The organism is Streptomyces millisiae, from assembly GCF_031845425.1.
GTDB classification, from domain to species: domain Bacteria; phylum Actinomycetota; class Actinomycetes; order Streptomycetales; family Streptomycetaceae; genus Streptomyces; species Streptomyces millisiae.
The window spans coordinates 117,453-136,068 of sequence record NZ_JAVREM010000013.1 but is presented as its reverse complement, the minus strand read 5'-3'; the positions used below and the strand labels follow the sequence as shown (position 1 = coordinate 136,068).

At 73.9% G+C, this 18,616-nt stretch carries 17 protein-coding genes and 1 pseudogene; 12 read left to right on the top strand and 6 right to left on the bottom strand.

The features are described from left to right. Positions 1-158: 158 nt before the first annotated feature. Positions 159-1,391: a cell division protein PerM gene (locus RNC47_RS13970; RefSeq protein ID WP_311598730.1), complete on the top strand. Its 1,233-nt coding sequence runs from the start codon at positions 159-161 to the stop codon at positions 1,389-1,391. On the opposite strand, the gene RNC47_RS13965 is transcribed toward RNC47_RS13970, so the two are convergent. Continuing rightward, positions 1,315-2,112, bottom strand: coding sequence for a hypothetical protein (locus tag RNC47_RS13965; protein WP_311598729.1), 798 nt, complete (start codon positions 2,110-2,112; stop codon positions 1,315-1,317). The genes RNC47_RS13970 and RNC47_RS13965 overlap by 77 nt on opposite strands. Before the next feature lie 158 nt (positions 2,113-2,270). Here RNC47_RS13965 and purN point away from each other — a divergent pair, with 158 nt between their 5' ends. Continuing rightward, complete coding sequence (gene purN, locus RNC47_RS13960; RefSeq protein WP_311598728.1) at positions 2,271-2,906, top strand: phosphoribosylglycinamide formyltransferase; 636 nt, start codon at positions 2,271-2,273, stop codon at positions 2,904-2,906. After that, positions 2,903-4,477, top strand: a complete 1,575-nt coding sequence (purH, locus tag RNC47_RS13955) for a bifunctional phosphoribosylaminoimidazolecarboxamide formyltransferase/IMP cyclohydrolase (RefSeq protein WP_311598726.1) — start codon at positions 2,903-2,905, stop codon at positions 4,475-4,477. The genes purN and purH overlap by 4 nt, the downstream gene beginning before the upstream one ends. A gap of 11 nt (positions 4,478-4,488) precedes the next feature. Here the strand turns inward: purH and RNC47_RS13950 are convergent, their stop codons facing one another. Further along, positions 4,489-4,740 (bottom strand): hypothetical protein, encoded by a 252-nt coding sequence (locus RNC47_RS13950; protein ID WP_311598724.1) that lies wholly within the window; start codon positions 4,738-4,740, stop codon positions 4,489-4,491. Positions 4,741-4,763: 23 nt separating this feature from the next. After that, positions 4,764-5,420: an HNH endonuclease family protein gene (locus RNC47_RS13945; RefSeq protein ID WP_311598723.1), complete on the bottom strand. Its 657-nt coding sequence runs from the start codon at positions 5,418-5,420 to the stop codon at positions 4,764-4,766. A 564-nt stretch (positions 5,421-5,984) separates the two neighbouring features. On the opposite strand from RNC47_RS13945, the gene RNC47_RS13940 reads away from it, so the two are divergent. Both RNC47_RS13940 and RNC47_RS13935 read left to right on the top strand, forming a co-directional pair. Next, positions 5,985-6,854 carry a bifunctional methylenetetrahydrofolate dehydrogenase/methenyltetrahydrofolate cyclohydrolase gene (locus RNC47_RS13940; protein ID WP_311598721.1) on the top strand — a complete coding sequence of 290 codons (870 nt, stop codon included), beginning with the start codon at positions 5,985-5,987 and terminating at the stop codon, positions 6,852-6,854. Beyond that, a complete protein-coding gene (locus tag RNC47_RS13935; protein WP_311598719.1) occupies positions 6,851-7,276 on the top strand; it encodes a DUF3017 domain-containing protein in 426 nt (141 codons plus the stop codon). The genes RNC47_RS13940 and RNC47_RS13935 overlap by 4 nt, the downstream gene beginning before the upstream one ends. A gap of 2 nt (positions 7,277-7,278) precedes the next feature. On the opposite strand, the gene RNC47_RS13930 is transcribed toward RNC47_RS13935, so the two are convergent. Both RNC47_RS13930 and RNC47_RS13925 read right to left on the bottom strand, forming a co-directional pair. After that, complete coding sequence (locus tag RNC47_RS13930) at positions 7,279-8,169, bottom strand: glycine betaine ABC transporter substrate-binding protein (RefSeq protein ID WP_311598717.1); 891 nt, start codon at positions 8,167-8,169, stop codon at positions 7,279-7,281. Positions 8,170-8,335: 166 nt separating this feature from the next. Continuing rightward, positions 8,336-9,325, bottom strand: a complete 990-nt coding sequence (locus RNC47_RS13925; protein WP_311598715.1) for a malate dehydrogenase — start codon at positions 9,323-9,325, stop codon at positions 8,336-8,338. A gap of 131 nt (positions 9,326-9,456) precedes the next feature. On the opposite strand from RNC47_RS13925, the gene trpS reads away from it, so the two are divergent. The 3 genes and pseudogenes from trpS to RNC47_RS13910 all read left to right on the top strand — a co-directional run. Continuing rightward, a complete protein-coding gene (gene trpS, locus RNC47_RS13920) occupies positions 9,457-10,473 on the top strand; it encodes a tryptophan--tRNA ligase (protein ID WP_311598713.1) in 1,017 nt (338 codons plus the stop codon). 61 nt (positions 10,474-10,534) lie between these two features. Beyond that, positions 10,535-11,101 (top strand): 2'-5' RNA ligase family protein, encoded by a 567-nt coding sequence (locus RNC47_RS13915; RefSeq protein WP_311598711.1) that lies wholly within the window; start codon positions 10,535-10,537, stop codon positions 11,099-11,101. Between the two features lie 118 nt (positions 11,102-11,219). Beyond that, positions 11,220-11,978, top strand: a pseudogene (locus RNC47_RS13910) (YihY/virulence factor BrkB family protein); the annotation flags it as partial. A gap of 64 nt (positions 11,979-12,042) precedes the next feature. On the opposite strand, the gene RNC47_RS13905 reads toward RNC47_RS13910, so the two are convergent. Further along, the gene (locus RNC47_RS13905) at positions 12,043-13,344 is read right to left on the bottom strand and encodes a D-alanyl-D-alanine carboxypeptidase family protein (protein ID WP_311598709.1); all 1,302 of its coding nucleotides are present in this window, start codon (positions 13,342-13,344) and stop codon (positions 12,043-12,045) included. Positions 13,345-13,474: 130 nt separating this feature from the next. Between RNC47_RS13905 and RNC47_RS13900 the strand changes: the two genes are divergently transcribed. From RNC47_RS13900 to RNC47_RS13885, 4 genes are all read left to right on the top strand, one after another. Then, the gene (locus RNC47_RS13900; RefSeq protein ID WP_311598708.1) at positions 13,475-15,421 is read left to right on the top strand and encodes a metallophosphoesterase; all 1,947 of its coding nucleotides are present in this window, start codon (positions 13,475-13,477) and stop codon (positions 15,419-15,421) included. 127 nt (positions 15,422-15,548) lie between these two features. Beyond that, positions 15,549-15,848 carry a carboxypeptidase-like regulatory domain-containing protein gene (locus RNC47_RS13895; protein ID WP_311598707.1) on the top strand — a complete coding sequence of 100 codons (300 nt, stop codon included), beginning with the start codon at positions 15,549-15,551 and terminating at the stop codon, positions 15,846-15,848. A gap of 181 nt (positions 15,849-16,029) precedes the next feature. Further along, positions 16,030-17,670: an ABC transporter substrate-binding protein gene (locus RNC47_RS13890; protein ID WP_311598706.1), complete on the top strand. Its 1,641-nt coding sequence runs from the start codon at positions 16,030-16,032 to the stop codon at positions 17,668-17,670. A 20-nt stretch (positions 17,671-17,690) separates the two neighbouring features. Further along, entirely contained in the window at positions 17,691-18,530 is an 840-nt protein-coding gene (locus RNC47_RS13885) for a hypothetical protein (RefSeq protein ID WP_311598704.1), read from the top strand. Positions 18,531-18,616 lie beyond the last annotated feature (86 nt).

Genomic DNA, 18,616 nt, shown 5'->3' with positions numbered 1-18,616 from the left:
GTACGGCGGCCCGACGAGGGGGGAAGAACCCCCGGCGGAGCCGGGGGCGGCCGAGGCCGAGCGCAGCGTCAGCGCAGCGGCAGCGCGGGAGGGTGGGAAAAGCAGGTTGTCGGTGTGCCGGCCGGGGGCGGGAGGTCCCGCTTGGCAGCATGGCCGGCGTGTGGGACCTTTCGCTTGGCAGATTCCGCGTCCGCTGGTGGTTGGAGGGCGCGCTGGCCGCCGCGCTCGGGCTCGCCGTCGTCACCGTGCCGGTGCTGCTGCTGTGGACCGTCACGCCCTATCCCGGCATCGGGCCAGGCGTCGCGCTGCGGACCGCCGCCGATCTGTGGCTGCTGGGGCACGGCGTCGAACTGGTGCGCACGGACACGCTCAGCGGTGTCCCCGCGCCGGTCGGGTTGACGCCGCTGCTGTTGGCCGTCCTGCCGGCCGCCCTCCTCTACCGCGCCGCGCGGGGTACGGGGCCGGCCGCCGCGCTGTCGATCCTCGCCGGCTATCTCGTGGTGGCCGCCGGCGCGGCGGCGGTCGGCACCGTGCCGTACGAGTCGGCCGCTCGGCTGCCGCTGTTCGCCGGGGCCGTCACGCTGGTCGCGGCCCTCGCCGCGGGGGACGGCCGGGTCGGGGCCGCGGGGCGGGCCGCGTTCGCCGGCGCCGTGGCCTGCTGCGGCGTCGGCGCCCTGCTGGCCGCGGGGGCCCTGCTGAGCCACGCCGGCGTCGCCCAGGAGGTGTTCGCCGCGCTGACCGACGAGTGGTCGGGGCGGATCGGTCTGCTGCTGCTGGCCGGCGCGCTGGCGCCGAACGCGGCGGTGTGGGCGGCCTCCTACGGGCTCGGGCCCGGCTTCACGCTCGGTGCGGACAGCCTGGTCGGGCCGCTCGCCGTGCGCGGCGAGCCGGCGCTGCCGGAGTTCCCGCTGCTGGCGATGGCGCCGGCCGGGCCGCTCGACGCGCCCTGGGCGTGGGCCGTGGTCGCGCTGGTGCCGGCCGCCGTGGTGCTGGTGGTGGCGTGGTTCGTGGCGCACGCGGCCGTCCCGGTGCGGGACTCGCGGGCGATGGCGGACGGCTGGTGGGCGACGGCCGGCACCGCGCTGCTCGCCGCGCTCGGCGCGGGGCTGGTCATGGGCGGCCTCGCCGCGCTCGCCGGCGGGCCGCTCGGCACGGCCGCGATGGCGGAGTTCGGGCCCGAGCCCTACCTGGTGGCCGGGGCGACGGCCGCCTGGACGGCCGCGCTCGCCACTCCGGTGGCGCTCACGCTGCGCGCCTGGCGGCTGCGTGGCACCCGCAAGCCCCGCGAGCAGCGGATCCTGGAGGAGCTGCGGCTCACTCCCGCTCGCCGAAGTACGGGCGGAGCTGGCTGGGGAGCTGGTTCTCGCAGGATGCCCGGGACGGGGCGGTGAGCGCGTCGTCGACGCAGTCGAAGTAGTCCTTGTAGACGAGCTGCATGGTGTACGAGGCGGCGACCAGCAGCAGCGCGGCGCCGGCCAGCACCACCCCGGAGATGGCGGAGGCGCGGCCGGGGGAGGGCGCCTGGCGGGCCGCCGCCTGGCCCGCGGGCCCGGTCGCCGGCGGTTCCGGCGTGCTCCGGCCGGCCTGCCCGCCCTGGAGGGCGGCCACCCGGCGCTCCCTGGCCTCGGGGCCCTCCTTGGGCCCGCCGCGCAGTGAGCTGATGCCCCAGTACAGGGCGAGCGAGCCGAGCAGCAGGGCCAGCCACTCCCAGCCGAGAGCCGCCGTCAGCACGCCCCACATGCCGGCCAGCATCGCGTAGCGGGCGTGCCGCTGCGCCGGGTCGGAGGGGTCCCACCGGCCCGGGCCGGCCGGGCCGCCGCCGGGGCCGCCGTCCTGGCCGCCGGGCGGTTCGCCCCAGCGGCCGCTGCCGCGGCGCGGTTGCCGGCTGCTCCACTGGCTGCCCCAGCGCGGCCGTTGGCCGTCCCGCTCGCGGTCCTCGCCGCCGTCCGCGCCGCCGCCCTGACCGTCGCCCCGGCCGCCGTCACGGCCGTCGCCCGGGAGGTGACGCGGCTGCCAGGGGCGGTCGGGCGCGCCCTCGGGCGGCGGGGCGAAGGGGTTGTGCTCCTCGTCCGACCGGTCCTGGGGTTCGGAGGCACGGCGTCGGTCCGTCATGGTGGTCGTCGGGTCTCCCTGCTAGGTGCGTTGCTTTCGACCGTACCTGGAGCGGACCGCCCCACGGCACGGGGGGAGTGAGGCGTGCCGGTATCGTTGCCGGAGACTCCCCGCGAGGCCCGCCGGTGAGGCGCAGAGACGCAGAGAAAGTTTTCGCAGTGCCCCTTCCAGCTGAGCCGGCGGCGCCGGCGCGCGTCGTCGTACTGGTATCCGGTTCGGGCACCAACCTCCAGGCCCTGCTCGACGCGGTGGCGGAGCGTGGCCCGGCGTACGGCGCCGAGGTGGTGGCCGTGGGCGCCGACCGGAGCGGGATCGAGGGTCTCGCACGGGCCGAGCGTGCCGGGTTGCCGACGTTCGTCTGCCGGGTGCGGGACTACCCGACCCGAGAGGCGTGGGACGCGGCGTTGGCCGAGGCGGTGGCCGAGCACCGGCCCGACCTGGTGGTGTCGGCCGGCTTCATGAAGATCGTGGGCGCGGCGTTCCTGGCCCGCTTCGGCGGTCGCTTCGTCAACACGCACCCCGCCCTGCTGCCGAGCTTCCCCGGCGCGCACGCGGTGCGCGACGCGCTCGCCCACGGCGCGCGGGTCACCGGCTGCACCGTGCACTTCGTCGACGCGGGCGTGGACAGCGGGCCGATCATCGCGCAGCGGGCGGTGGAGATCAGGGACACGGACGACGAGGCCGCGCTGCACGAGCGGATCAAGGACGTCGAGCGCGGGCTGCTCGTGGAGGTCGTGGGGCGACTCGCCCGGGACGGCTACAGCATCGAGGGACGGAAGGTGTTTATCCCATGACCGGCGAACACAGCGATCTTGAGGCGCGGCGCCCGGTGCGCAGGGCGCTGATCAGCGTCTACGACAAGACGGGGCTCGCCGAGCTGGCTACCGGGCTGCACGCGGCCGGGGTGACGCTGGTCTCCACGGGATCGACGGCCAGGACCATCGCGGAGGCCGGGGTGCCGGTCACCGAGGTGGCGGACGTCACCGGCTTCCCCGAGCTGCTCGACGGCCGGGTGAAGACGCTGCACCCGAGGGTGCACGCGGGCATCCTGGCCGACCAGCGTCTCGACGCGCACCGGGAGCAGCTCGCCGAGCACGGCATCGAGGCGTTCGAGCTCGTGGTGGGCAACCTGTACCCGTTCCGGAAGACGGTGGAGTCGGGCGCCTCGGTCGACGAGTGCGTGGAGCAGATCGACATCGGCGGCCCCTCGATGGTGCGCGCCGCCGCCAAGAACCACCCGTCCGTGGCGGTCGTGGTGGACCCCGCGCGGTACCCGGAGGTGCTGGCGGCGGTCGAGGGCGGCGGGTTCACGCTGGCCCAGCGGCGGCGGCTGGCGGCCCGCGCGTTCCAGCACACCGCCGAGTACGACGCGGCGGTGGCCGGCTGGTTCGCGCAGCTGGACGCGCCCGAGGGCGAGTTGTTCATCGAGAACGCCAACCTGACGTTCACCAGGGAGCGGGTGCTGCGCTACGGCGAGAACCCGCACCAGGCGGCCGCGCTCTACGGGGACGGCAGCGGCACCGGGCTCGCCGCCGCCGAGCAGCTGCACGGCAAGGAGATGTCGTACAACAACTACGTCGACACCGACGCCGCGCGGCGCGCCGCCTACGACCACGAGCAGCCGTGCGTGGCGATCATCAAGCACTCCAACCCCTGTGGCATCGCGGTCGGTTCCGACGTGGCCGAGGCGCACCGGAAGGCCCACGCCTGCGACCCGCTCTCCGCCTACGGCGGGGTGATCGCGGTCAACCGGCCGGTGTCGGTGGCGATGGCCGAGCAGGTGGCGGAGATCTTCACCGAGGTCATCGTGGCCCCCGGCTACGAGGACGGCGCGGTGGAGGTGCTGGCCCGCAAGAAGAACATCCGGGTGCTGCGCTGCCCGGAGGCGCCGGCCGCGGGCGCCGAGTACCGGCCGGTGGACGGCGGCACGCTGGTGCAGGTCACGGACCGGCTCCAGGCGGCGGGCGACGACCCGGCCGAGTGGCGTCTGGTCGCCGGCGAGCCGCTGCCGGCCGCCGAGCTGGCCGAGCTCGAGTTCGCCTGGCGCGCCTGCCGGGCGGTGAAGTCCAACGCGATCCTGCTGGCGAAGGACGGCGCCACGGTCGGCGTCGGGATGGGCCAGGTGAACCGGGTGGACTCGGCGCGGCTCGCGGTGCGGCGCGCCGGCGAGGAGCGGGCGGCCGGCTCGTTCGCGGCGTCCGACGCGTTCTTCCCGTTCCCCGACGGGCTGGAGGTGCTGGTCGAGGCGGGCGTGCGGGCGGTGGCGCAGCCGGGCGGCTCGGTCCGCGACGAGCAGGTGATCGAGGCGGCGAAGGCCGCCGGCGTCACGATGTACCTGACCGGCACCCGGCACTTCTTCCACTGAGGGCGCGCCCCTCACGGCTGGGGTCGGTGCAGGAGGTTGACGACGACCTCGTGCAGGACCTCGTGGTCGCGCGGGTCGTGGAGGCGGTAGGGGCCGCCGTCGATGGTGTACCACTCGGCGGCCCCCGCGTAGCGGACGCGCAGGGTCAGGGTGCCGTCGTCGGCGGCGCCGGTGTGGAGTTCGAGCTCCCCGGTGATCACGCCGACCTCGCTGGTCATCACCCCGCCGCGGGGCGCGGTGAAGACGGAGTACCTGTCGCTCATGCCTCCACTTCATACCCGCTGGGTCAGCAGGAGTTGAGCATCTCCTCCAGCGCGTCGGACTCGGCCTGGTCGAGCGTGAGCTCGTACACGTACTTCACGTGGATCCACATCTCCGCGTAGGTGCAGTGGAACTCCTCGGCCGGCGGCTGCCAGTCGGCCGGGTCCTGGTCGCCCTTGGAGCGGTTGGACGCGGCGCTGACCGCGATCAGCTGCGAGGTGGTGAGGTCGTTGGCGAACTCGCGGCGCCGGTCCCTGGTCCACTCGTCGGCGCCGGAGCGCCAGCCCTCGGCGAGCGGCACGACGTGGTCGATGTCGAGCTGGGACGGGTTGGTCCAGGTGGTGTCGTCGTAGGGGCTGAACCAGTCGCCGGCGACGGGCCGGCAACTGCCGGGCGCCAGCTCGACGTTCTCGCCGTCGCGGATGAGGACGCTCTGCCGGGTGGTGCAGCCCTTGACGGTGATCCAGTGCGGGAACTCGTCGCGCGAGTAGCCGGCCATCGAGCCCGGCGGTTCGACGGTGAGGGCGGCGAGTTCGGCGCGCGCCTGCTCCTCGTCGGGGATGTCGGGGGGCAGGGCGTCGGCGGGGGTCGCGGTGAGCAGGGCGAGCAGCAGCGCGGCCAGCAGTGCCGCCAGTGTGGCGGCCAACCGGCGTGCGTGGGTGGGGGGTTGCGGGTGGTGCATCAGGAACCTCCGTAGAGGTGTGGGGAGTTGCCTGATGACCGGTCTACCCGAATTGTGTCGTGCTCATGATCCACTGGGCGGTGCTGTCGATGCGCCCGGTGTCCACGAACAACCCCGTCGCGCACCGGAGTTGACCGTCGCGCGACGGGCGTGTGGTCGCCCGGGCCGGCCCGCGCCGGCGGAGGACCGCCCGGCCGCCGCATGGCCGATGCCGCCGGCTGCCGCGAGTGAGGGGCGGCAGCTGTCCGTCGAGGAGTGGCTATGGGGTCGGTGCCTCGATCGTGTGTGAGGGGCGTATGGGCTCGCGATGCCTTGTGCCGTCCGCAGGAGCGAACCCGGCCGCCGGCGGAGCGGCTGCCCGCCGGGAGGCGCCTCGGTTGGCCGCCGAACCTCCGAGGACGCGTTCGCCTTCCGCCCCCCGAGATCAGCCGACGCGTCATTCGACCGTCCTCGCCCGGCCCGCGTCCACCCGCTGCCGGGCTCTGTGGCGAAGCTGAGACCTGACGGTCGCGGCCCGGGGACCGGATTCGATTCCCGCCCCCGCCATCCGGGAGAATGGCGGTCATGAGCGCCCAGATTCTCGATGGCAGGGCGGCCGCGGCCGCGATCAAGACTGACCTGAAGGCCCGGGTCGCGGTCCTCAGGGAGCGCGGCGTGACCCCGGGGCTCGGCACCCTGCTGGTCGGCGACGACGTCGGCAGCCAGAAGTACGTCGCGGGCAAGCACCGCGACTGCGCCGCCGTCGGGATCTCCTCCATCCAGCGCGAGCTGCCGGGCACCGCCAGCCAGGACGAGATCGAGGCCGTCGTCCGGGAGCTGAACGCCGACCCGGCCTGCACCGGCTACATCGTCCAGCTGCCGCTGCCGCGCGGCGTCGACGCCAACCGGGTGCTGGAGCTCATCGACCCCGCCAAGGACGCGGACGGCCTGCACCCCACCAACCTGGGCCGCCTCGTCCTCGGCCAGCCGGCCCCGCTGCCCTGCACCCCCAACGGCGTGGTCACGCTGCTGCGCCGGCACGGCGTGGAGATCGCCGGCGCCCACGTGGTCGTCGTCGGCCGGGGCGTCACCATCGGCCGCTCCATCCCGCTGCTCCTCACCCGGCGCAGCGAGAACGCCACGGTCACCCAGGTCCACACCGGCACCCGGGACATCTCCGCCCATCTGCGCCAGGCCGACATCATCGTGGCCGCCGCCGGCGTGCCGCACCTGGTCAAGCCCGAGGACGTGAAGCCGGGCGCGGCCGTCCTCGACGTCGGCGTCAGCCGGGACGAGCACGGCAAGATCGTCGGCGACGTGCACCCCGGCGTGGCCGAGGTCGCCGGCTGGCTCTCCCCGAACCCGGGCGGCGTCGGGCCCATGACCCGGGCCATGCTCCTGCAGAACGTGGTGGAGGCCGCCGAGCGCGCCGCCGCCGCCGAGGTCAGCGGGTGACCGGGGTGGGAGGCGACCAGGGGATCGGCTGGCTCCGCCGCTGGCGGGTGCCGGAGAAGTACCGCACGCGCGACACCGCGCGCCCCGAGGGCGGTCAGCGCACCGCGCCGGGCAGCGCCCCCGCGCCGATACGCCAGTGGCCGCTGCTCGCCGTGCTCGGCGGCACGCTGCTCGGGCTGCTCGTCACCCTCGGCGACTTCCGGATCGGGCTGCTGATCGTCGGCTGCACGCTGCTCGCCGCCGCCGGGATGCGCGGCTGGCTGCCGGCCGTCGGGATGCTCGCGGTCCGCTCCCGCTTCACCGACGTGCTGACCTACGGCGTCGCCGGCGCCCTCATCACGCTGCTGACGCTGATGGCCGAGCCCGGCCCGTGGTTGGAGATGCCGTTCCTCAACGACGTGCTGCGGTTCTCCGCTGGTTAGCCCTACTCCAGCCAGCCGGCGACCGTGTCCGGGTGTTCGGTGACCCACCGCTCGGCCGCGGCCGCCGGCGTCATGCCCTCGCCGGCGATCAGCTCCGCCACCGCGTTCTGGTCCTCGGCCGACCAGGAGAAGTTCCGCAGGAAGTCGACGGCCGCGCCGCCCGCCTCGGCGAACTCGGCGTTCAGGTACTTCTGCAGCGTTATCCGCGGGTAGTAGGCGGGGAGCTGTATCTCGGCGAGCGGCACCTCGGCGCTCAGCCAGTGCGGCTCCCAGAAGTACGTCAGCAGCGGCTCGCCCGCCGCGGCCGCGCCCGCTATCTCCTCGACCAGCGCGTCCTCGCTGCCGGCCGCCACCGGCCGGTAGGCCAGGTCCAGGTCCTCGACGATCGCCTCGTCCCTGGTGGCGTACTCCGGGTCGCCGTGCAGCAGCCGGCCGCCGAGCTCGCCCGCGAAGTCGTTCAGGTTGCGCCAGTCGAGCACCCCCGGGTTGGCCTCGGCGAACTCCTCGGGGACGTACCAGCCGACGTGCCCCGTGATGCCGAGCTCGCCCGCGCCCACCACCTGCTCCTTGCGGTCGACGTACAGCTCGACCACGTCCGGCAGCGCGCCCCAGTCCTCCAGGACCGCCTGCACGCTGCCCTGCCCCAGCTGCTCCCACGCCTCCCGCTGGCCGAGCTCCACCCTGCGCACCGGCACGTCGAGCTCGTTCTCCAGCACGTGGGCGGCCACCGCCGCGTTCGCCTGCCCGCCGGGCCACGCCGGCACCGCGATCACCACGGGCTCCCGCTCGTCCTCGGCCAGCCGCCCCGTCACCCCGCCGGCCAGCTCGCAGCCGCTCACCGCCAGCAGGCTCAGGGCACCCATCCCGGCGAAGAGGGGATGACGTATCCGCATGGTGTGCAGTCCTTCGAGGTGTGGCGGCGGGGCGGGGACGGGACGCGCGCGCGGTGTGCGTGGGATGCAGTGTGGCCCCGACCTCAGGTCCGGGGCCACCACTCGCGCACGTTCTCTCCCCGATTTCTTCCGCTTTTTTCGCGGGGGAGGCCGTGCCGCCGGTCGATCAGATGAGGCCGAGCGCGCGCACGGCCTCGCGCTCCTCGGAGAGCTCCTTGACCGAGGCGTCGATCCTGGCGCGGGAGAACTCGTTGATCTCCAGGCCCTGGACGATCGAGTAGGAGCCGTCGGCCGTGGTCACCGGGAACGAGGAGATCAGGCCCTCGGGCACGCCGTAGGAGCCGTCGGAGGGAACGGCCATCGAGGTCCAGTCGCCCTCGGCGGTGCCGTTGACCCAGGTGAACACGTGGTCCACGGCCGCGTTGGCCGCCGAGGCCGCCGAGGAGGCGCCGCGGGCCTCGATGATGGCCGCGCCACGCTTGGCGACGGTCGGGATGAACTCGTCGGCCAGCCACTTCTCGTCGTCGACGACCTCGGCCGCGTTCCGCCCGGCGATCTCCGCGTGGAACACGTCCGGGTACTGGGTGGCCGAGTGGTTGCCCCAGATGGTCAGGCGGCGGATCTCGGACACGCTGGAGCCGGTCTTCTTCGCCAGCTGCGACAGCGCGCGGTTGTGGTCGAGCCTGGTCATCGCCGTGAACCGCTCCGCCGGCACGTCCGGCGCGGCGGCCTGGGCGATCAGCGCGTTGGTGTTGGCCGGGTTGCCCACCACGAGGACCTTGACGTCGTCGGCGGCGTGGTCGTTGATGGCCTTGCCCTGTGGCTTGAAGATGCCGCCGTTGGCCTCCAGCAGGTCCCCGCGCTCCATACCCTTGGTGCGCGGCCGGGCGCCGACCAGCAGGGCCACGTTGGCGCCGTCGAAGGCGACGTTCGGGTCGTCGGTGATGTCGATGCCGGCGAGCAGCGGGAAGGCGCAGTCGTCCAGCTCCATGGCGGTGCCCTCGGCGGCCGACAGCGCCGGGGTGATCTCCAGCAGCCGCAGCCGGACCGGGGTGTCCTGGCCGAGGAGCTGCCCGGAGGCGATGCGGAAGAGCAGGGCGTAGCCGATCTGGCCGGCCGCTCCGGTGACGGTTACGTTGACGGGGGTGCGGGGCATGTGTGGCCTTCCGAAGTCGGACAGTTCAGACAGCGAGATCCTTCAGGTCCGCCCGTCAGGTTAACCGACGCCTCCCGGGCGGCCGGGATCGGGCTGGCCTCGGAGGGTGGGGGACCTGAGACAATGAACCCATGACCACAGGACGACTGCGTGTGCTCTCCGGGATCCAGCCCACCGCGGGCTCGTTCCACCTCGGCAACTACCTCGGCGCGGTGCGTCAGTGGGTGGCCCTGCAGGAGACCCACGACGCGTTCTACATGGTCGTCGACCTGCACGCGATCACCATCCCGCAGGACCCGGCGGAGCTGCGCGCGTCCACCAGGCTGGCCGCGGCCCAGCTGCTCAGCGCCGGCGTCGACCCGGCCCGCTGCACCCTGTTCGTGCAGAGCCACGTGCCCGAGCACAGCCAGCTCGCCTGGGTGATGAACTGCCTGACGCGGTTCGGCGAGGCGTCCCGGATGACCCAGTTCAAGGACAAGTCGGCCAAGCAGGGCGCCGAGGGCACCAGCGTCGGCCTCTTCACCTACCCCGTGCTCCAGGCCGCCGACATCCTGCTCTACCACGCCAACCAGGTGCCGGTCGGCGAGGACCAGCGCCAGCACGTCGAGCTCACCAGGGACGTCGGGCAGCGCTTCAACAGCCAGTTCGGGGACACGCTCACCCTGCCCGAGGCGTACATCCTCAAGGAGACCGCCAAGATCTACGACCTCCAGGACCCGGCGGCCAAGATGAGCAAGTCCGCCGCCTCCGACAAGGGCGTGGTCTGGCTGATGGACGAGGCGAAGGTCTCCGCGAAGAAGTTCCGCAGCGCCGTCACCGACACCGGCACCGAGGTGCGCTACGACCCGGTGGCCAAGCCGGGCGTCAGCAACCTGCTCACCATCTACTCGGCGCTCACCGGTCTCTCCGTCGGCGAGATCGAGGAGAAGTTCGCCGGCCAGCTGTACGGCCCGCTGAAGACCGAGGTCGCCGAGATCTTCGCCGACTGGGTGGCGCCCTTCCGCACCCGGGTCCTGGAGTTCCTCGACGACCCGGCCCAGCTCGACGCGATCCTGGCCGAGGGCGCCGCCAAGGCGCGCGAGGTGGCGTCCGGGACCATGGCCACCGTCTACGACCGGATGGGCTTCCTGGCGCCGGCCGGCGGCTGACGGGCGATCACGCGGGGGCGGGGGACCGGGTAACGAGCAGCGCGAGGAGAGGAGTCGTGGCGTGGGCACGGTCACGCTCGGCGTGTCGATCGCGGTCCCCGAACCGCATGGCAGCGCTCTGCAACGCAGCCGGCTCGGCTTCGGCGACGCCGCCGCGGCCGGCATCCCCACCCATGTGACGCTGCTGCCGCCGACCGAGGTGCACGCCGCCGACCGGCCCGCGATCGAGGACCACCTGTCCGCCGTCGCCAGGGCCGGCCGTCCCTTCCCCCTGCGGCTGCGCGGCACCGACACCTTCCGGCCGCTGACGCCGGTGGTCTTCCTGCGGGTGGTCGAGGGCGGCGCGGCCTGCGACCGGCTCCAGGAGCGGGTGCGGGCGGCCGGCGGCCCGCTGGACCGCGAACTGAGCTTCCCCTACCACCCGCACGTCACCCTCGCGCACGGCATCGCCGAGGACGCGATGGACATCGCGCAGGCCGAGCTCGCCGACTACGAGGCGGCCTGGACGGTGCGCGGCTTCGCGCTCTACCAGCAGGACGCGGCCGGCGTCTGGCAGCCCTGCCGCGAGTTCCGCTTCACCGGCCGCACGGCCGCGCTGGCGGGCGAGCCCGCCCACGAGACGGCCTGAGCGGGGCCGCGGCGCGCGGCGCGTAAAGGGCGGGCGGGTGGGGGAGAGCCCCGGCGCTCCGCGCCGGGGCGTGTCTTTTGCCGCTCCGCGGGCAGGCGCACCTACCGTGGCACGCGCGATGGTGACTCTGACCCGGCTGCCCTGGATCGGCCCCACGCTGGCCAGGATCCAGCGCACGCGGGCCTGGCACGTCTACGAGTACCTGGACGAACGCAACTGGACGCGGCTGGCGGCGGCCATCACCTTCACCAGCTTCACGGCGCTCTTCCCCGTCCTCGGCCTGGCCGCCGCCATCACCGCCGCCGTGCTGAGCGACGAGCGGGTGGGCCAGGTCGAGGACTGGTTCGCCGACCAGGTGCCCGGCATCGCGCACCGGCTCGACCTGGACAGCCTCTTCGCCAACGCGGACACCCTCGGTCTTGTCTCGCTGCTGCTCGTGGTGCCCACCGGCGCCAGCTGGGTAGGCGCGCTGCGCGGCTGCCTGCGGGAGCTGTGGGACCTGCGGGACCCGCCGGGCAACCCGCTGCTGCGCGGCGCCAAGGACCTCGGCGTGCTGGCCGGGCTCGGCGCCGTCACGCTGCTCTCGCTCGCCGTCTCAGGACTGGCGCTCGCCGTGGTCAGGATCCTCGCCAAGCACGGCCCCGGCGTCGTGCTCATCCAGTTCGCGGCCTTCGCGTTCGCCGCGGCCGTGACGGCCCTGCTGCTGGTGTACGTGCTGAGCTGGCTGCCCGGCGTCCGGCCGCCGCGCGGCCAGCTGCTGACGGTCTGCGGCCTGGGCGCGGTCGGCTTCGAGCTGCTGAAGGCGCTGCTCGGCGGCTACCTCACCCAGGTCGCGACCCGCAATCTCTACGGGGCCTTCGGCGCCCCCATCGCGCTGCTCGTCTGGATCAACCTGATGGCCAAGCTGCTGCTGGTGTGCTGCGCCTGGACGGCCTCCGCGGTCACTCCCGAGGAGCGTCGTCGCGCCGACGTCCTGGGCGAAGAGCCGACAGCTGACTCAGCGCCGGAAGAGGATGCCGGCGATGGAACACGTAGGCCCCCGCCGCAAGCACCACCAGGCCCGCCGCCGTGACGCCCAGCACCAGCAGGCCGCTGACGGCGCCGCCGTCCGAGCCGGCGGCGCCGTGCAGGCCGGCCTCCTGGCCGCCGTTCTTGCCGTCGTCGCCGTCCGACTCCTCGCCGTCCTCGCCGCCGTCCGAGTCGGGCGTCTCGCTCAGCGGCGGCACCAGCTCGCCCACCGGCTCGACGAGGCCCTCGGCCGCGAAGCCCCAGTCGAGCAGCGCCGCCGACTCGCGGTAGACCGCCAGCGGGTCGTCGTCGTCGGGCGCGAGCGCCGTGACGAGCAGCACCCGGCCGTCGCGCTCGGCCACGCCCGTGAAGGTGTGCCCCGCGGTCGAGGTGTAGCCGTTCTTGACGCCGGCCAGGCCCTCGTAGCGGTCGAGCCCCGGCGCCCCGACGAGCAGCCGGTTGGTGGACTGGATCTCGTAGCTCTCCCGGTCCTCGCCCTCGCCGGAACCGGGGAACTCGGCGCGCGGCGTGGACACGTACTCGCGGAAGTCGGAGTTCTGCATGCCGGAGCGGGCGAAGAGGGTCAGGTCGTAGGCCGAGGAGAGCTGCCCCTCGGCGTCGTAGCCGTCCGGGTTGACGACGTGCGTGTCGTTGGCCTGCAACTCCTCGGCGCGCTCGTTCATCTGGGCGACGGTGCGCTCCTTGCCGCCGTTCATGGCGGTGAGCGCGTAGACGGCGTCGTTGCCGGAGGCGAGGAAGACGCCGTGCCACAGGTCCTCGACGGTGTAGGTCTGGCCGTCGGCGATGCCGACGGCGCTGCTGCCCTCGCCCATCTCCTCGAAGTGCTCGGGCTCGGCGCGGTAGGTCTCGTCGCGCTCGAACCTGGGCAGCACGGTGTCGGCGAACAGCATCTTGAGGGTGCTGGCGGGGGCGAGCGGCCAGTGCGCGTTGTGCGCGGCCAGCACGTCGCCGGTCTCGGCGTCGGCCACGATCCACGACCTGGAGGTGAGGTCGTCGGGCAGGGCCGGCGCGTCGTCGCCCCGGTCGACCTGCGTGCCGGGGCGGCCGAGACGTTCGCCGCCGATGGTGGACATGGCCTCCGGGGGTTGTTCGTCCCGGGCGTCGTCCGCCTCCTCGTCGGCATGGGCCGGCGAGACGAGGGCGAACGTGACGAGTGCGGCGCAGCCGAACGCGCGCGCGGCGGTCGTAAAAGCAGACGAGCGATTGAACGGCACATCGTGAACTTACCGTCGTCGCGCCGTGACGCGGCGAGCGGAGCGTGTCAAACCGGTGAGAGCCGCCGTCAACCGGGGGATCGGGCTCGCCCATACTTGGCTGTGGGGGTCCTGAGGAAAGGTTGACGGGATGGGGTTCGGCTTCGTCGCCGTGCTGCTGGTGCTCGTGGTCGTCGTCCACTGGTATCTCTGGCTGCGGCTCGTCCGCGACGTGTCCCGGCCGGGGGGCTGGTACCGGCGCGTCGGCACGGCGCTGCTGTGCGTGCTGCCGGCCACGTCGCTCCTGGCCATACTGGGCGGCCGCCTCCTCGACCTGCCGTTCCCCCTGATCCAGGTCCTCGCCTGGCCGGGCAACTACTGGTACGGCTCACTGCTCTACATCCTGCTGACGCTCGCCATCTCGGAGGCCGTCCGCCCGTTCCTCCTCCGCGGCACGCGCCCGGCCGGAGGCCGGGTTCTGGCCGGCGGAGCCGCCGGTTCGCCCGGGGGCTCCGCCGGCCAGGCCGGGCGCTTCGCGCCCGCCGGCGACGGTGCGGGCCGAGCCGAGGGTCCGACGGCGGGTGGTGAAGCCCCGACACCCACCGGCACGGCCGCTGCCGCTGGCGCGGCGGCCCGGGTGCCCGCCGAGGGCGACCGTCGGTCCGGTACCTCCGGTGCGGAGGACGCCGTGACGGCGTCCAGCGCCGGTGTCCGGGGCGAAGCCACGGGCTCCGCCGGTTCGGCCGGGGACGGAGCCTCGACGCCGGCCGGCATGGCCGGTGCCGCTGGCGCGGCGGCCCGCGTGCCCGCCGAAGGCGGCCTGCGGTCCGGGACTTCCCGCACCGCTGACCGGGGCGAAGCCACGGGCTCCGCCGGTTCGGCCGGGGGTTCCACACCCGCTGCCGGCAGCGTGGGCCGGGCCGAAGGCCCGACGCCGGTCGGCGCGGCTCGTACCGGCGCCGCCACCGCGCCAGCGGTCGACGGGGCCCGGGGCGGAGCCCCGGAGTCCGGCGGTTCGGCTGAGGGTTCTGCCCCCGCCGGCGGCAGCGCGGGGGCCCGGGGCGCAGCCCCGACGCCGGCTGGCGCGGCCCGAGCCGCCGGCGCGCCAGCGGTCGACGGGGCCCGGGGCGAAGCCCCGGAACCGGGCGCGTCAGGTAGGGAGGCCCGGGGCGAAGCCCCGGAACCGGGCGCGTCAGGCGGTGGGGGCCGGGGCGGAGCCCCGGAGGTGGGGCCTCAGGACGGCGTGGAGTCCGCCGCGTCAGCGGCGGAGCGTGGTCGGCCGAGCCGGAGGCTCGTCGTCGCGCGGGGGATCGCCGTCGCCACCGGGGTGGTGACGGCCGGGTTCATGGGCTACGGGACGTACGCCGCGCGGCGGCTCGTGACGCGGCGGGTGAGCGTCACCCTGCCGCGGCTGCCGAGCGCGGCGGACGGATACCGGGTGGCCGTCGTCAGCGACATCCACCTCGGGCCGCTGCTCGGCCGCGCGCACTGCCAGCGGGTGGTGGACACCATCAACCGCACCAGGCCGCACCTCGTCACCGTCGTCGGCGACCTCGTCGACGCCGAGGTGGACGACCTGCGTTCGGCGGTCGCGCCGCTCGCCGGGATCGAGTCCAGGGACGGCGTCTACTACGTCACGGGCAACCACGAGTACAACGTCGACACCGGTGCCTGGGTCGACCACGTCAGGGAGCTCGGTCTGCGTCCGCTCGCCAACGCCAGGGACGAGCTGCCCCACTTCGACCTGGCCGGGGTCAACGACGTGGCCGGCGAGGGCACCGACTTCGGCGGTCCCGACTTCGAGGCCGCGCTCGGCGACCGCGACCCGTCGCGGGTCAGCGTCCTGATGGCGCACCAGCCCGTCCAGATCCACGACGCCGTCGAGTACGGCGTCGACCTCCAGCTGTCGGGGCACACCCACGGCGGGCAGATGTGGCCGCTGAACTACGTGGCGGCGGCCGCCAACCCGACCCTCGCGGGTCTCGACCGCTACGGCGACACCCAGCTCTATGTCACCCGGGGCGCCGGCGCGTTCGGCCCGCCGGTCCGGATCGGCGCCGACCCCGACGTGACGTTGATCGAGCTGCGCGCCGGCTGAAAGTGCGCCCATCGAACGCGCATAGGGGTCAACTATTCGTGCCGTCCAGGTGTCTTGGATAACGAGCAGGGCACAACCTGACAGCGTGACGGGAACGACGCGCGACGGCGAGGAGGAGTGTGGGGGCATGGCGGACGAAGTCGAGACGGAGCCGGGGCTGATCATCAGAGGGCGGGTGCGGGACTCCCTCGGGGTGGCGCTGCCCCGCGCCGTCGTGACGCTGTCCGGCGCCGGCGGCGGCCGGCACCTGGTCAAGACACGCAGCGCGGCGGACGGCGCGTTCACCGTTGCCGCGCCGGAGCACGGCGAGTACCTGCTGGTGGCGTTCTCGCCGCAGTTGGGGAGCCAGAGCGTGGCGGTCAGGCTCGAGGGGCGGCCGGTGGAGGTCGAGTTCCGGATGAACGTTCCGGGAGCGCTCGACGCCTGATCATCACCGAACGGGACGCGAATCACCACGGGATCCGGCCGGACGTGAGGGTCGGGTGTCCAAAGACTGGGACGAAAGCGTCCAGATTCGTGTCCCGTCCGTTGCCCCCTGACCCATGCGCGGGATCAGCCACTGTGGTTGGCTTGCCTCCCATACGTCATCGGATGAAGGGCGCGGGGAGTTGCGACGGATCCGGGCCAGACGGGCCACAGGTATCGGTCTCGCGGTGGTGCTGCTGGCCGGCGCCATCGGTGGCTGGATGTACTTCCGGTCGGGTGGGGGCGAAGAGGATCCGATCGTGGTCGGCAGCACCTCGACACCCACCGTCCTGGACCCCGGCGGCGCCTACGACGCGGCCGGGGCGGCGCTGATGAGCAACCTCTTCCAGTCGCTGATGACCTACGCGCCCGGCCAGGAGGAGCCGGTCCCCGACGCGGCCGAGCAGTGCCGGTTCACCGACAACCAGCTCACGGTCTACCGCTGCACCCTCCGCGAGGGCCTGGTGTTCAGCAACGGCGAGGAGATATCGCCGGAGGACGTCCAGTACTCGTTCGAGCGCATCCTCTCCATGGCCGACCGGGCCGAGCGCGAGGCCGCGGACGACTCCATCCCCGACGAGGAGAAGTTCGCCTACGCCGGGCCCTCCAGCCTGCTGGCCACCCTGGAGGCCGTGCGCGTCGACGACCAGGACATCATCTTCGAGCTCAACCAGCCCGACGCCACCTTCCCCTTCGTCGTCGCGGGCAGCGCGGGCGCCATCGTCGAGCAGGACAGCTACAGCAGCATCGAACCCCGCACCGACGGGCGGGTCGTCGGCTCGGGTCCCTTCCTGCTGGAGGAGTTCCGGCCCGACGAGTACGCCCGGCTGGTCCCCAACCCGGACTACCAGGGCGCGGCCGAGACCCCCGACACCCCGGTGACCGTGCGGTACTTCGTGCAGGCCGACGACGGCACCCCGGCCGAGGAGCTGCTCGCCGAGGCGTGGGACGCCGGCGAGATCGACGTCAACAACGGCCGGATGCCGCCCTCGGTGATGGCCGAGCTCAACCGCAGCGACTCCGAGCTGCGGGTCGCCGAGACCACCGGTGCCAGCATCCGCGTGATGGCGTTCAACACCGACCAGGACAAGCCGATGGGCAACGCCGTCGCGCGCCGGGCCGCCGCCGCGCTGCTCGACCGCGAGGCGATCGCCCGCCACGTCCAGCAGGACACGGTGGAGCCGCTGTACTCGCTGATACCCGTCGGCTTCACGGGCCACGGCACCCCCTACTACGACCAGTACCGCGACGTCACCCCCGCCGCGCTGCGCACCGAGATGGAGGAGGCCGGTCTCGAACTGCCGGTCCGCTTCGACCTCGCCTACTCGCGCGGCGTCGCCAACCACGCCGAGGCCGCGCTGATCGAGCAGCAGCTGGAGGCGGGCGGCCTCTTCGAGGTGGAGATCGCCTACTACGACTGGGCCGAGTTCATCCCCACCATCTACGGCGCCCGCAGCTACGACGCGTGGCTCATCGGCTGGACCCCCGACTTCCCCGACCCGGCGACCTTCACCGACACCATCCTGGGCCCCGGCGACGGCCTGGCCACCGGCTTCTCCGACAACGCCATCAACGAGCTGATCGGCAGGACCCACCAGGAGTCCGACCGCGCCCGCGCCTCCGAGGACTTCCTCACCATCCACGACCTGGCCGCGGGTTCCGCGCCGATCGTGCCGATCTGGCAGGACAAGCGCACCATCATCAGCACCGCCGACATCAGCGGCACCCAGAACCTCGTCTCGCACAGCGGCGTCTGGCGGCTGTGGGAGCTGCACCGCATCTGATCTTCGGGCAGGATGCAGCCATGGCACGTTTACGGCACACGCTCGCGCTCGCCTCGGTCGACCGGGGGCGCGTCGAGAGCTTCATCGCCGTGGTTCACGAGGTCCTCGAGAGTCTGCGCGCGGAGGGCGGCACGCTGGTCGCGGCGGACGGGCGCCCCGTCCGCGCCGCCCGGCTCGTCGCCGGCGAGCACCTGAGCCCCGGCGCCCGCTACCAGGGCACCGGGGCGGAGGCGGAGCGGTCCGGGGTCGCGGACTCCCCGCGCTGGACGGACGGTGAGCTGACCGTGCTCGGTTGGGACCGGGCCGAGGGCACCGCGCTCCGCTTCGACCTCGGCCGCGAGGAGCAGGAGTCCGAGGGCGGCGGCCGGACCTCGGCCGCCCGCGTGGTGACCCAGCTGCGGCTGGTCAGCGCGGACCGGCCGCAGCGCGTCACGGTGCTGGTGGGCGGCTCGCTCACCCGGCCCGACGGTCGCCCGCGCCGCTGGCGCTCGTTCAGCCTCAGGGGCGAACTCGACCTGGGCCGCTGGTGGGAGGCGGCCGGGGGAGCGCCTGGCCGGCCGCCGCTCGCCATCGGCCTGCGGTACGCGCTGCTGCGGGTCGACCTGCAGGCCGTGCCGCGCCCCACCGCGGACGGCGCGTGGCGCCTGGAGGTGCTGACGGTGGCGCGCGGCCGTGGCCTCGCCCGCCCGGTGGTGGCGGTGCCGCTGCTCGCCACCCGGCGGCTGCTGCACCGCGGCCTCGGCCAGGCCCTCGACCGTCTTGTCGAGGACTGGCGCACCCGGGTGCTGCCCGAACTGGCCCGCGACCCCGAGGAGTTCCGTCGCCGGCTGCTGGACGAGCTCACCGGCGAGCTGGGCTGAGGCGCGGCGCGGGAACCCGGCCGCGGGTCTCAGGGATGTCCCGGATGTCCGCGCCCCGGCCTTCGGCGTAGGGTCGTGCTGCCCAC